The sequence below is a fragment of the Capnocytophaga catalasegens genome (assembly GCF_026005215.1).
Taxonomy (GTDB): domain Bacteria; phylum Bacteroidota; class Bacteroidia; order Flavobacteriales; family Flavobacteriaceae; genus Capnocytophaga; species Capnocytophaga catalasegens.
The window spans coordinates 1-12,454 of sequence record NZ_BPMA01000027.1; the positions used below are offsets into that span (position 1 = coordinate 1).

Here is a 12,454-nt window from a genome sequence, read left to right on the forward strand (position 1 = left end):
GTTTTTTAGTTCCTTTATAGTTTTTAAGTATTTCTTTAATTTTATTTATTTGTATAGAAACCTCCACCACATTCGTTCCCGTCCTATCATAAGTTGTAACGAGCTTACCTTCAACGAGTTGGCGCTCGGTATTAAGGGTTATTCCGCTGAAAACTACTTTGATTTTGGTGTCCAACAAATAAGGTATTTGTATATAACCTTCACCTGAAAATACACCATTGGAACCTGTGGCACGAAGTACCGTTACGGGGAAATCGCCCGCTGTAAAAGTCTCATTCACACCCAAAACTTCCTGCAAAGGTTCTCTGTTTTTGATACGTATCTGCGGTTTTACCCCACATTGCACGCTGGTCGAATCGCTTTGTTGGTCGGTGAAAAATTCCTGTTCGGTGCTGTACAAATACGTCTGTTCGCTGAAAACACTTTGGCTCTGCTGTCCCAATCCGCACGAAATACCGACTTTGTAAATGTATTTTTTATTGCGTTTGAGCCCAACAAGTGTTGTTTGCGCAAGATGCGAGGTCTGCGACTTCCACGCCTTGCCTTTTTCGCGGTACAAAATCTTATAAAGGCTTTTATTTCCGTCGGAATTAGAACGCATTGCCTGCGATGGCTCTCCGCTCCAACGTATTGTAGCCGATGTTCCTTGTGTGCTGGCTGTCAAGAACTTAGGTGCATCACAATGGCTTACATAATCAAAAAAGAACGTTTCCGATTCACCATTATTCTTAAAATACGATTGCACCTGATTCGGATTATTCGGGTTTTGAGTAAATGCTCTTACGCGCCACACATAGCGTTTGTTTTCGAGTAAAAAAGGTTTGTCAGGTCCGTACAAAATCGTATTGGAAGGCACTTTTCCTTGATAGACCAATCGTCCCGAGATAAAGGCTTCATCAGCAGATAGACTCGTGTCCCAGACTTCTTTGAGAGTAAATTCGTACTGAACAAAAGGCGCAGGGTCACGCAACATCCATTGGAAAACAAGGTGCTGGAACTGATTTTGCTTGCCGATAACCTCGCCTTTGGCAGGAAGAGTGGGTATTGGCGGGGTGTAACGACGAATTTGAACCAAGGTACGAGCTTTTGCCGAAAGAGGAGTTTGTGAAGCGACATCATAAGCGGTAAAGCACAGAAAATAAGCACCTTCGGGTAATAAATTCGTATAAAAATTTGGTGAAACGCCTTGCAGATTTTCTAATTCAAACAGCGATTTAAAATCAATATTGGATAGATTTTTACGGACACCAGCCGTTAGTTGTGTTTGGAAAGGTAGCGCGTAAGAAGCTGTTTGAGCCAGTGGTTGTCCTTGCATATTTTCCAGTGAAAAACGCAAGGCTACATTTCGCACCGGGCTACTTAAGTCTCTCAAATGCAAAAAAACGTGCAATTTGGTTTCAAAAGAAACCGCATATTCTTTCAAACTTTGCAAATACGGCGGCGAAGCAAATACCTGAACATCAATAGGATATTGTTGAGCTTTTAAGATTAAAATGTTCAAGAATAAAAAGATGTAGGTCAAAAATCGTTTTAAAAAAAGCATATCTTTTATTGTATATAGATTGATATTAAAGAACTAAGGTATTTTTTGTATTTTTATATCTACCAATATGTATGATTGTATTCCATCATTCACGTAGTTTTTTACTTTGATAGCTCCTTTCCTACCGTTAGAAGTTTGAAAAAGTACAATTCTGGGAACCAGATTTTTGTTAAAAGGAGCTTTATTCGGGTTCGCCATCAGATTTATTGTCGCAATAGCACTTCCCGATTTCAGATTATCAAATTCATTGACACTTAATAAGGGTTGTGTTAAGTTTTCTTGTTTATTGACAAAATGACTTTGTGTAGCTCCTGCAATAGGGTCAAAAACCGTATTTTGTGCCTCGTCGGGAGAGAGAAATACGTTGTGTAAAAAAGAAGCGTTTTGTCCAAAATAAATAAAATCAATGAGTTTACCTGTTTCAGAGGTAGTTTCTTGCACAGTTAAAGTCCTGCCCAAAAAAGAAGAAAAAAAGCAACCAATCGTATTTTGAGCTGTGTTGATACCCATTTTTACATTTTCAAACGTTATCAAATTTTGCCCTTGCTCAACAATAATTTCTTTACTTAAAGAAAGGGTTTGTTTATCATTTTTGGCAGTCAGAGTTATTGTATATTTCCCAGCGCTTACAAGTAGAAAACTTGGATTTTCTTCGGTACTTTCAAGGGTAGAAGCTCCATTGGTTACTTTCCAATGATAACCCAAAGTAGCACTTCGAGTACGATTTTTTAAAAAAATACGTACTGGTGCTTGATAATTTTCAAAATATTCGTTTTCCCATTCAAAAGCAACTTCCAAAGGCGGATTTACATGAATAGTTTTTTCTATTTTTTCACGTTGAGAATGATTGATAGCCTCCAAAGTAATTTTAAAGTCTCCTCCTTCTGCAAATACAACTGTAGGGTTATCTTCAGCACTATATTCGGGCGTACCCCCTTGAAAATGCCACTGATAGGCTTGTGCTCCTTGGCTGTGATTTTGCATTATAAGAGTAAGCGGTGCGTAAAGGCTTCCCTGTTGTATCCAATCAAAAGAAGCTGATAGTTCTGCAAATGCTGTAAATTGATTTTGAAACGTTTTTTGTTCTCCGTCAACATTTGAAGCTTGTACAGTTATCGTATGAACTCCCGCCTTACTATATACGATTTCTTCGGGATATACCAAGTCTGATGAAGTGTAGTTCCCATTAGGAAATTCCCACTTGAATGTATCGGCACCTTGTATCTGATTAAGTATCCGAACTCGCACAGGAACATTATAACGGTCATCAACCATTGAAATTTTAAAATCTCCTTCAATAGGTATATTTTGCTCTACGGCACATGAAGAAAATAGTAAAAATGAGAAAAAAGTAATATAGAAAATCCGTAATGACATTTTGATAAATGTTATAAAAAACATACAAAAGTAGTAAAACTCATGTGAAATTAAAAATTTTATACGTTAAAAGACATATTATTAAAAATTCATATAAAACAAAGTCGTTTAAAGAATATTTAAACGACTTTGTAATGATAATTTTATGTATTTCGATAAAGATTAGTTCCCAAATCGTATTCCGAAGAAGAAATCCATTTGTTTAGAATTTCCTAAATGAGATAACAAACTACTTGATCCAACAACCAATGGACCTAAACGAACGGCAACACCTGCATTGAATTGACTCAATTGATTATAGCTTACAGGCAAATATCCTCCAAAATACTTGTTTTCAAAGCGAGGAGTTACTACAAATTCGTTTATATAATACGAATTTTCGGGTTTATTTTTATTCTTGCTAAGCCCTACAATTCCCGATATTTCTGCATAAAAATTATTCCAAATATGATAGTCAATACTTGATTGTAAAGCTGTTGGCAATGATGAATTGTATTTGCCTGTTACATCTGTACTTGTTACATTAGCTGTATTATTCAGATTTTTTTGAATATCATCAGAAATGATAATTCGTGAAGCATTAACAATAGAATAATGATAAGCTCTATTTTGTAAAGGAGTGTATTTGAGAGTCCCTATATCAGTAACAGCCAAAGCAGCTTTAAGTGTATATTTTTCATCGCTTGGATCAAGTCGATATTCATAAACAACTCCCAAGTCAAGCCCCAAACCAGTAGCGTGTGACTTTGTAATATCATCTGCTTGAAAACTCTCTATTATATCAACTCCCGAATTTACAAAACTTAATGACCCTGAAGCATTGTCTAAATACACTTCTTTTTTATTTACATCAGCATCAATAGTTGCCTGTAAATCATTTATATAGAAGTGTGTATTTGCAATACCTTGAAGAAATTTAGCCGTAGCTCCAACTTTAATAGTATGTTTATCACTTTGAAAAACTGTTCCTGCCCATGTAGCTCCTATTTCTGAAAAAGCATTTATCATAATCCCTTGATTTTCAACTTTCAAAGTATATGGTAAACTTTTTATATTGTTTGTATCAAAAAATATTGCTTCAATAAGTTTTGCATTAAAATTATCTATATTGGCAAACAATCGTGCGCGAGTTGTCAATCCTACCGAATGTTTTTCATTGATGCGTACCATTGCCGAAGGACCTAGAACGTCCAAGTGTAGATTTCCAGAAAAGTCCAAATCTCTAAAATTTGCTAAATCTGAAAACTTATGAATACTTTCTTCAAGATTAAAGTCTATAAGAATTCTATCAGTTACTATATTAGCATCTAACGAAACTAAATTAACATCCCATTTTCGGGGACTCCCTGCAATATTAGCTGGATTAGATAAGATGCTATGTGTGCCACTATAATAACCATTTCTAAATCCTGCAAAGGTTTGTTGAGCTATTGCCGAAAAAGAAATCAAGGCAAAAAAAGATATTATTATTTTTTTCATCGAAAAATGATTTTAATTTGCGCGCAAAGATATAAAAAAATTATAAATAAAAACAAAAAGTTGCCCTTTTGTAAGGCAACTTTTTTATTTTTAAATTTTATGAAAAATCAATTCAAAAATTACAATTTAGGAGCTCCTGCAAGTACTTGTGCATCAGCACCATTTTCGAATCCTTTGTCTTTGAAGTTTTGTAAGAATGCTTCTGCCAATTCTTTTGATTTTGCAGCGAATTGAGCTTTGTCATCCCAAGTGTTTTCTGGGTTCAAGATAGCTTGGTCAGAAACACCTTCGCAAGATTGTGGTACTTGGAATCCGAAGATAGGAAGCGCTTTGTATTCAACTTTGTCCAATCCTCCTGTCAAAGCAGCAGTGATTAAAGCACGTGTATCTTTCAAGCTGCAACGTTTCATTTTTCCGTTGTATCCTGTATTTACTAACCATACATTCACGCCTGATTTCTGAATTTTCTCAGCCAGCATTTTTCCGTATTCCGCTGGGTGAAGAGGCATAAACGCAGCTCCGAAACAAGCAGAGAACGTTTTTTGAGGTGTTGTAATTCCTACCTCTGTTCCAGCTACTTTTGAAGTATATCCTGAAACGAACTGATATGCAGCTTGTTCTGGTGTCAATTTAGAGATTGGAGGCAATACTCCGTAAGCGTCAAATGTCAAGAAGAAAATGTTTTTAGGATTTTTTCCGATTGACCCTGGTTGGATGTTATCAATGTGGTGAATTGGATAAGAAACACGTGTATTTTCAGTGATTGTTGTGTCAGCAAAATCTACTTCACCATTGTGTATCACTACGTTTTCAAGGATAGCACCTTTTTTGATAGCACGGAAGATTTCAGGTTCTTTTTCAGCTGTTAAATCTACTACTTTTGCGTAGCAACCACCTTCGAAGTTAAATACGGTGTTCTCTGGTGTCCAACCGTGCTCATCATCTCCGATTAGGTGACGATTCGGGTCAGCAGAAAGCGTTGTTTTACCAGTTCCTGAAAGTCCAAAGAAAATAGCCGTATCACCACCTTTTCCTACGTTAGCAGAACAGTGCATTGGCATTGTATTTTTGAACACAGGAAGCACGAAGTTAAGTGCAGAGAAAATACCTTTTTTCATTTCCCCTGGGTATCCAGTTCCACCGATAAGAGCGATTTTTCTGGTAAAGTTCAAAATTGCGAAGTTAGACTGACGTGTTCCGTCCACAGCTGGATCAGCTAAGAACCCTGGTGCATTTACCACCAACCAATCTTCTTTGAATCCTGCAACTTCGTTGTCTTCCAAACGCAAGAACATATTGTAAACGAATTGAGCACTCCAAGGAAGCTCTGCGATAGTACGCACATTGGTTCTGTAATTAGGGTCAGCACATACATATCCGTCGTGTACGAAGATTTCTTTTCCAGAAAGGTATGCCATTACTTTGTCATAAAGTGCATCAAATTTTTTAGAATCAAACTTGATATTCACTTTTCCCCACCATACGCGATCTCTGGTGATATCGTCTTCAACGATGAATCGGTCTTGTGGAGAACGTCCTGTAAATTTACCTGTTTTGATTGATAAAGCACCAGAATTAGCTTCTTCTGCTAATCCTCTGCTGATTGATTCTTTGTGTAATTCATCGGCTGAAAGCTGATAATTTACTTTTGCATTTTTAATTCCGTAATTCTCAACTGAAATTGTTTTTGTACTCATAAATGTAAAAATTAATTGTTGTTTTATTATATTTTTTTATCTTACTGGTTTTCAATATTTTAACAAAAACAAAAGGCATTCTTTTTCGGAGAATAAAATTAGGACGTTTTTTTCAAACGAAAATGGATAAATCATTTTTTTTGTCGAAAAAATAAGATTATCGTTAAAGTCCAAGCAATAATAAGTAATAATCCGCCCACAGGAGTTAGCAATGCTATTTTTTTAAAATCGAAAAAATACGACCATTCATTGGTTGCTAATCCGTAGATAGATCCCGAAAATAAAAGAATTCCAATAAGAGTAATTCCAAAGATATATTGTTTTTGTGTTTCTGACAATGAACTATTCCCTATGAAAAGTAAAAACAAAGCATGATACATCTGATAACGTACTCCAACTTCAAACGAAGCTACGGATTCCGAATCCACTATTTTTCTTAACCCATGAGCTCCAAAAGCTCCCAATATAATTGCAGTGACTCCCAAAAAAGCTGCAACAACAAGTATTTTTCTATTCATATGATAATATATTGTTTTTTTTCGTTAAGGAACAGGATCATAACCACTTCCCCCATATGGATGACAACTAAGTATTCGCTTGATAGCTAACCTTCCTCCTTTGAAAAGTCCGTATTTTTTGAGTGCTTCAAGGGTATATTGTGAGCATGTAGGAGTATAGCGACACGTTGGTGGTTTTAGTGGCGAAATAAACAGCTGATAAAACCGAACCAAAATCACAAAGGGCGCTATGGCTATTTTTTTTATCAAAATAATTTTAATCTATATAATCTTTTTGAGTTTCTTCTGGTTTATTTTTCAAATTTTCAGGAATAATAACAATTCCTTTTTGAAGGAGCAAATTATTGGGATAAGATATTTCTTCTCCTTCGGAAGATTTTAATAATGTATAAAATGATTTAATATCAATTATTTCAGCTTCAATAGGAAATTCTTTATCTAAAATACGTATTCTATCTCCTATTTTAAAAGGAAATGAAAAAAACAAAAGAATCCCCGCTGTTACGTTGCTAAGAATAGACCATTGTGCAAACAATGCTACACCAATTACAGTGAAAATAGATGATATTGCCAAAAAAGCTTGCTGACGCTGCACTCCCCATATTCCTATAAGAGCAATTACAGCCAAAGAAGTAATGAGATAATCTATATACTTCATCACCAGATTGGTACGTGAGTGTGGAAAATTGGATTGCTTACCAAAACGAGTAATAATGGCGTTAATAGTAAGTCGAATTCCTATAAAAGTCAGTATCACAACAAGTGTTGCAATAATTTCTTTCAAATATTCGTTTATAAAATTCATTATTTTTTTATTGATATTATTTACTACGTACTTTTATAAGTTGTTTTACTTGCTGAGCTATTTGTCGAGCTTCCTTAAGTTCTGAATGTATGATAGTTACGTGTCCCATTTTACGAAACGGACGAGTCTCTCGCTTGCCATAGATATGAGGTGTAACACCTTTGATAGCCATAATTTTTTCTATATTTTGGTAAACAACATCTCCAAAGTAACCTTCTTCTCCAACCAAATTAACCATTACAGCTGCTGCTTTGTTTTGAGTACTTCCCAAAGGAAGATTTAGAATAGATCGTAAATGTTGTTCAAACTGGTTTGTATAACTTCCTTCAATAGAAAAATGTCCCGAGTTATGCGGACGAGGAGCTATTTCATTGACCAAAATATCATCGGTTTGAGTTTGAAACATTTCTACGGCCAAAAGACCAATATGTTCAAGTGCTTGTGCTACTTGCAATGCTATTTTTTCTGCTTTTTCGGCAATTTTTTTATCAATTCGAGCCGGACAAAGTACATATTCAACTTGATTGGCTTCGGGGTGAAACTCCATTTCAACCACAGGATAGGTTACCGTTTCTCCTTTGGGATTGCGAGCAACAATGACTGCCAATTCATTTTTGAAATCAACCAGTTGTTCTACGATGCATTCTACATCGGGTAATTGCTCTAAATCTTCGTATTTTCGCACAATCTTTACGCCATTACCATCATAGCCAAATTGTGCACTTTTCCAAACCAAAGGCAAAGTAATTTCTTTTTTTTCTAAACTTTTTTTGAAGTCTTCTTTTGAAGAAAATAATGAAAATGTTGCAGTGGGAATATTATTATTTTGATAAAATAACTTTTGTCGTCCTTTATTTTGAATAATTTTCAGATTTCTTGCTGAAGGAAATACAACAATCCCTTCTTTTTCTAATTGTTCGAGAGCTTGTACATTTACATTTTCTATTTCAATGGTAAGTGTATTGACATTTTTACCAAATTGATACACCGTCTGATAATCAAGCAAGTTACCTTGAACAAACTCATTACAAGCTATACGAGAGGGAGCTTCACTGCTGGGGTCTAAAACCTTGGTGCGAATATCGTACTTACGCGTTTCGTACAATAACATCTTGCCCAATTGCCCGCCTCCGAGTATCCCAAGAGTAAAGTCTGACGAAAAATAATTGGTTGTAAAATTTTCCATTTGAAATATATCTTAGAAATCTGACCGAGCAAAAATACAAATTTTTTCTGATATTCAAAATTTTATATCAATTGCTTTATTTTCAAAAATATAGAAAAAGGTTCTAACAAAATGTTGTATAATTGATAAAAAATAACGTAAATTTGCACGCCGAAAAATCCCAAAATGACAGATGATTATTTCTTAATTCGTTATGATTATCGTCGCCGTTTTCTCTGCTTGCATTGCAAAAAAAGTATTGAATTACCTAATGTTTCGCAAATAGCTGACCAAAACGGAGATGGGGATTTGTTGTTAAAAGCATTCAGCAAATACATCACAAGTTCTGAGAGAGATTACCTTACTACCTCATACTTTGAGGTTGTACATTATTGTCCTAGTTGTCAACGACCTATGGTTCAAATTCCGCTTGATTATAAAATACCTCCCAAACGAGCCTTTGTCAAATGGAAACGAATTCAGTCTTTTTTCAGAGCCAAAGGATATGTACGCAGTTATTTACCTTTTGCCAAAGAAGATTTCAAAGAATTATTACAATTCGAATTAGAATGTACAAAACATCGGTTAAGAAATTTAGCCTATTTTACATATATTAACGAGTCATTTCAAGAAGCAGAACAACGATTTGTTGATGAAATACGAAAAATTTCTGTCGAATTGCAAAAACTTCTATAAACCATTATTTTATTCGACATACTTTTGACCAACTCCAAAACGAATCGTCATTACCAAAATGTAATAATTACACAAACAATCAAAAATAACAAATATTTAACTATAAAACAATTTTTTTGGTATATTTTTTGCTGCTCCTCGAAGAAGAAAATATCTCTTATGACACTTTCAGAAGAAAATTACTTAAAAGCTATCTATCATCTGTCTAAAGAAACACCTAAAAGCGTAACAACCAATGCTTTAGCGCGAGTTTTAAAAACAAAAGCCTCATCAGTTACAGATATGATTAAGCGCTTAGCTCAAAAACAATGGGTTGTATATAAACCCTATCAAGGTGTAGAGCTTTCAGAACAAGGACAGAAATCGGCTTTGAAAGTTATCCGTAAACATCGGTTATGGGAAGTTTTTCTGGTAGAAAAACTTAATTTCTCGTGGGACGAAGTACACGAAGTAGCAGAACAATTAGAACATATACAATCGGATAAATTGGTAGAACAATTAGATATTTTTTTACAATTTCCAGACACAGACCCTCACGGAGACCCTATTCCAGACAAAAATGGAAATATGCCCATACGAAAAAAATTATTACTAAACGACCTTCGTGTAGGAGAACAAGGGTATTGTATTGGAGTAAAAAATACATCTAGTGAGTTTCTACAATATTTGGACAGAATAGATATTTCTATTGGAAAACTTATCAAAGTTGTACATTATGAAACATTTGACAATTCAATACATATAATAACAGAAAATAAAGAAAAAAATATATCAGCGCTTATTGCAAAGAATATTTTTGTTAAAAAAGACGTCTAAGATATAGAAATTTTCAACAAATATTTTTTTCCTTTAAAAAAATGCTATAATTTTGCCATCGCAAATTAAATTTAATTGATGAGAAGTTCATTATTTATAAGTTTATTTTTTCTTTTTACATCTTGTGAATGGTTCAAAAAAGATACGTTTGAGTTTGAGAATATAGCCCTTGAACAAACTTCAGAGCAGTGTGATACAACCGATGATTGTCCTGTAGTTTCACTCAATTATTTGATAAGCAAAGCTCCTGAACCATTTGCTACAAAGTTCAACGAAACAATACGCAAGCGGTTACTGACTTTATTAGAAATAGGAGGAGATAATTCGTTTGTAGAACATAGTAATATAGAAAAAGCCATTCAAACGTATTTCTATGAATATCAACAATTAAAAAAAATTTTCCCAGAAATGCCTGCATACGAAATAAATGTAGTTGATAGCATTTCGTTTCAGAATGATACATTGGTATCGCTGATGTCCAATGTATATACATATTCAGGAGGCGCACACGGGTATCAGTCGGTTACATTTCTAAACTTCAAACCTTCTGGAGTTTGTTATAGGAATGATGAACTTTTTTCTAATAAGGATAGTATTACACATATTGCTGAACAATATTTTCGTAAGAAAGAACACATAGAAGGATTACTAAGTGAAAACGGATATTGGTTTGAACAAGACCAGTTTGCTCTTTCCAAAAATATTGGTTTTGAGAAAGATTCGCTAATATTATATTACAATCCATATGAAATAACCTCGTATAGTGAAGGAGCAAAAATAATAAAAATACCTCTTGACCGAATACAAAAATGGATTTTTATCAAAAACTTAAAAGATTGACAAATTTTTCAGTTTCAGTTTTTGTTTTGAAAAATGTTTGTGCCAAAAACAATATTATTAAAAAATAAACCCCAATTATATATTCAGAAAATGAAGAAAGTGTATTATTTAAGTAATTGTGATACGTGTCAGCGTATTTTGAACGAAATTCATCTATCTGATGATTTCGTTTTTCAAGACGTTAAACACCAACCAATTACAGAAGCAGAACTCGACTTTTTGAAGGGCGAGGTGGGTAGATACGAGCTTTTATTCAACAAAAGAGCGAAACTATACAGAGAGAAGGACATGAAAGCCGAAAATTTTTCAGATGATGATTACAAAAAACTTATTTTGGAGCATTATTCATTCTTGAAACGTCCTATAATTATTATTAACAATCGAATAATTATAGGAAATGCAACCAAAATTATCAAAGAAATCCGAAAATATCTCGGATAATCAAGTTACTTAATTATTTAATAATGGGAGTTTCGAATAAAAATATTTGTTTCGAAACTCCTTTTTTCAATTTTATATGTATCTTTGCAACAAGAAACCATAAATAGAAGCATATGTACAATTTATTGAAAGGAAAAAAAGGAATTATATTCGGTGCTTTAGATGAAAATTCGATTGCCTGGAAAACAGCAGAACGTGTATTTGAAGAAGGAGGAAAATTTGTCTTGACGAATGCTCCAATTGCTATGCGCATGGGGAAAATTAACGAACTTGCTCAAAAAACAGGAGCTGAAATTATCCCCGCCGATGCAACCAATATAGATGATTTGCAAAACTTAGTAACCAAAGCAATGGAAATTTTGGGAGGAAAATTAGATTTTGTGCTTCACTCTATCGGAATGTCAGTCAATGTTCGCAAAAATATTCCTTATACAGAATCTAATTATGATTTTACACTAAAAGGTTGGGACGTTTCGGCGCTTTCTTTCCATAAAGTATGTCAAGTTCTTTACAAAAACGATGCGATGAACCCTTGGGGAAGCATTGTTGCTCTTACTTATATGGCCGCTCAACGTACTTTCCCCGATTATAACGATATGGCTGATAACAAAGCCTACTTGGAGTCTATTGCTCGTAGCTTTGGTTATTTCTTTGGAAAAGACAAAAAAGTACGTGTCAATACTATTTCTCAATCGCCAACACCAACTACCGCAGGTCAAGGTGTAAAAGGATTTGATGGCTTTATTTCTTACGCAGAAAAAATGTCTCCGTTGGGTAATGCAACAGCTCAGGAGTGTGCAGATTATACTGTGAGCCTTTTCTCAGATCTTACTCGAAAGGTTACAATGCAAAACCTCTTCCACGATGGAGGATTTTCAAATGTAGGCGTTAGTCAAGAAGTTATAGAACAATTTTCAAAATAAAAGAAAATTATATTTATTTATACATAAGTCGTTAGTAATTAACGACTTTTTTTATTTTTAATAATTCCTTCTTTTTGAATATAGAATTCTATCTCCCAATACAAACTATTTATTATTTTTCAATTGAAAGATATTTTTTTCGACACTTGTAGAC

Annotated in this window: 13 protein-coding genes; 5 read left to right on the forward strand and 8 right to left on the reverse strand. The window is 34.2% G+C overall.

Annotated elements, in window-relative coordinates; all coding sequences use genetic code 11:
* The 8 genes from OO775_RS08380 to OO775_RS08415 all read right to left on the reverse strand — a co-directional run.
* Positions 1-1,543: fibronectin type III domain-containing protein (locus OO775_RS08380; protein WP_264846633.1), on the reverse strand; the 1,543-nt coding region annotated here is incomplete at its 3' end.
* A gap of 33 nt (positions 1,544-1,576) precedes the next feature.
* A complete protein-coding gene (locus OO775_RS08385) occupies positions 1,577-2,920 on the reverse strand; it encodes a PKD domain-containing protein (protein ID WP_264846634.1) in 1,344 nt (447 codons plus the stop codon).
* 162 nt (positions 2,921-3,082) lie between these two features.
* Positions 3,083-4,399 carry a DUF5723 family protein gene (locus OO775_RS08390; RefSeq protein WP_264846635.1) on the reverse strand — a complete coding sequence of 439 codons (1,317 nt, stop codon included), beginning with the start codon at positions 4,397-4,399 and terminating at the stop codon, positions 3,083-3,085.
* A 119-nt stretch (positions 4,400-4,518) separates the two neighbouring features.
* Positions 4,519-6,096 carry a phosphoenolpyruvate carboxykinase (ATP) gene (gene pckA / locus OO775_RS08395; protein WP_264846636.1) on the reverse strand — a complete coding sequence of 526 codons (1,578 nt, stop codon included), beginning with the start codon at positions 6,094-6,096 and terminating at the stop codon, positions 4,519-4,521.
* A 131-nt stretch (positions 6,097-6,227) separates the two neighbouring features.
* The gene (locus OO775_RS08400) at positions 6,228-6,614 is read right to left on the reverse strand and encodes a DUF423 domain-containing protein (RefSeq protein ID WP_264846637.1); all 387 of its coding nucleotides are present in this window, start codon (positions 6,612-6,614) and stop codon (positions 6,228-6,230) included.
* A gap of 24 nt (positions 6,615-6,638) precedes the next feature.
* The gene (yidD, locus tag OO775_RS08405) at positions 6,639-6,863 is read right to left on the reverse strand and encodes a membrane protein insertion efficiency factor YidD (RefSeq protein ID WP_264846638.1); all 225 of its coding nucleotides are present in this window, start codon (positions 6,861-6,863) and stop codon (positions 6,639-6,641) included.
* A gap of 7 nt (positions 6,864-6,870) precedes the next feature.
* On the reverse strand, positions 6,871-7,419 hold the full coding sequence (locus tag OO775_RS08410; RefSeq protein WP_264846639.1) for a mechanosensitive ion channel domain-containing protein: 549 nt from the start codon (positions 7,417-7,419) through the stop codon (positions 6,871-6,873).
* 16 nt (positions 7,420-7,435) lie between these two features.
* Positions 7,436-8,605, reverse strand: coding sequence for a 5-(carboxyamino)imidazole ribonucleotide synthase (locus OO775_RS08415; RefSeq protein WP_264846640.1), 1,170 nt, complete (start codon positions 8,603-8,605; stop codon positions 7,436-7,438).
* Positions 8,606-8,770: 165 nt separating this feature from the next.
* On the opposite strand from OO775_RS08415, the gene OO775_RS08420 reads away from it, so the two are divergent.
* The 5 genes from OO775_RS08420 (at position 8,771) to OO775_RS08440 (ending at position 12,300) form a co-directional block, all read left to right on the forward strand.
* Positions 8,771-9,280, forward strand: coding sequence for a hypothetical protein (locus OO775_RS08420; RefSeq protein WP_264846641.1), 510 nt, complete (start codon positions 8,771-8,773; stop codon positions 9,278-9,280).
* A 159-nt stretch (positions 9,281-9,439) separates the two neighbouring features.
* Entirely contained in the window at positions 9,440-10,096 is a 657-nt protein-coding gene (locus OO775_RS08425) for a metal-dependent transcriptional regulator (protein ID WP_264846642.1), read from the forward strand.
* 78 nt (positions 10,097-10,174) lie between these two features.
* Positions 10,175-10,936 (forward strand): DUF3298 and DUF4163 domain-containing protein, encoded by a 762-nt coding sequence (locus OO775_RS08430; protein WP_264846643.1) that lies wholly within the window; start codon positions 10,175-10,177, stop codon positions 10,934-10,936.
* Between the two features lie 90 nt (positions 10,937-11,026).
* On the forward strand, positions 11,027-11,377 hold the full coding sequence (locus OO775_RS08435; RefSeq protein ID WP_264846644.1) for an arsenate reductase family protein: 351 nt from the start codon (positions 11,027-11,029) through the stop codon (positions 11,375-11,377).
* Between the two features lie 113 nt (positions 11,378-11,490).
* Positions 11,491-12,300: an enoyl-ACP reductase FabI gene (locus tag OO775_RS08440; protein WP_264846645.1), complete on the forward strand. Its 810-nt coding sequence runs from the start codon at positions 11,491-11,493 to the stop codon at positions 12,298-12,300.
* Positions 12,301-12,454: the final 154 nt, after the last annotated feature.

Bases quoted from the DNA above. Each gene is read 5' to 3' on its own strand.
- OO775_RS08420 (WP_264846641.1), top strand. From the start codon at position 8,771: ATGACAGATGATTATTTCTTAATTCGTTATGATTATCGTCGCCGTTTT.
- OO775_RS08430 (WP_264846643.1), top strand. From the start codon at position 10,175: ATGAGAAGTTCATTATTTATAAGTTTATTTTTTCTTTTTACATCTTGT.
- OO775_RS08385 (WP_264846634.1), bottom strand. From the start codon at position 2,920: ATGTCATTACGGATTTTCTATATTACTTTTTTCTCATTTTTACTATTT.
- OO775_RS08425 (WP_264846642.1), top strand. From the start codon at position 9,440: ATGACACTTTCAGAAGAAAATTACTTAAAAGCTATCTATCATCTGTCT.
- OO775_RS08435 (WP_264846644.1), top strand. From the start codon at position 11,027: ATGAAGAAAGTGTATTATTTAAGTAATTGTGATACGTGTCAGCGTATT.
- OO775_RS08410 (WP_264846639.1), bottom strand. From the start codon at position 7,419: ATGAATTTTATAAACGAATATTTGAAAGAAATTATTGCAACACTTGTT.
- OO775_RS08400 (WP_264846637.1), bottom strand. From the start codon at position 6,614: ATGAATAGAAAAATACTTGTTGTTGCAGCTTTTTTGGGAGTCACTGCA.
- OO775_RS08415 (WP_264846640.1), bottom strand. From the start codon at position 8,605: ATGGAAAATTTTACAACCAATTATTTTTCGTCAGACTTTACTCTTGGG.
- OO775_RS08440 (WP_264846645.1), top strand. From the start codon at position 11,491: ATGTACAATTTATTGAAAGGAAAAAAAGGAATTATATTCGGTGCTTTA.
- pckA (WP_264846636.1), bottom strand. From the start codon at position 6,096: ATGAGTACAAAAACAATTTCAGTTGAGAATTACGGAATTAAAAATGCA.
- OO775_RS08390 (WP_264846635.1), bottom strand. From the start codon at position 4,399: ATGAAAAAAATAATAATATCTTTTTTTGCCTTGATTTCTTTTTCGGCA.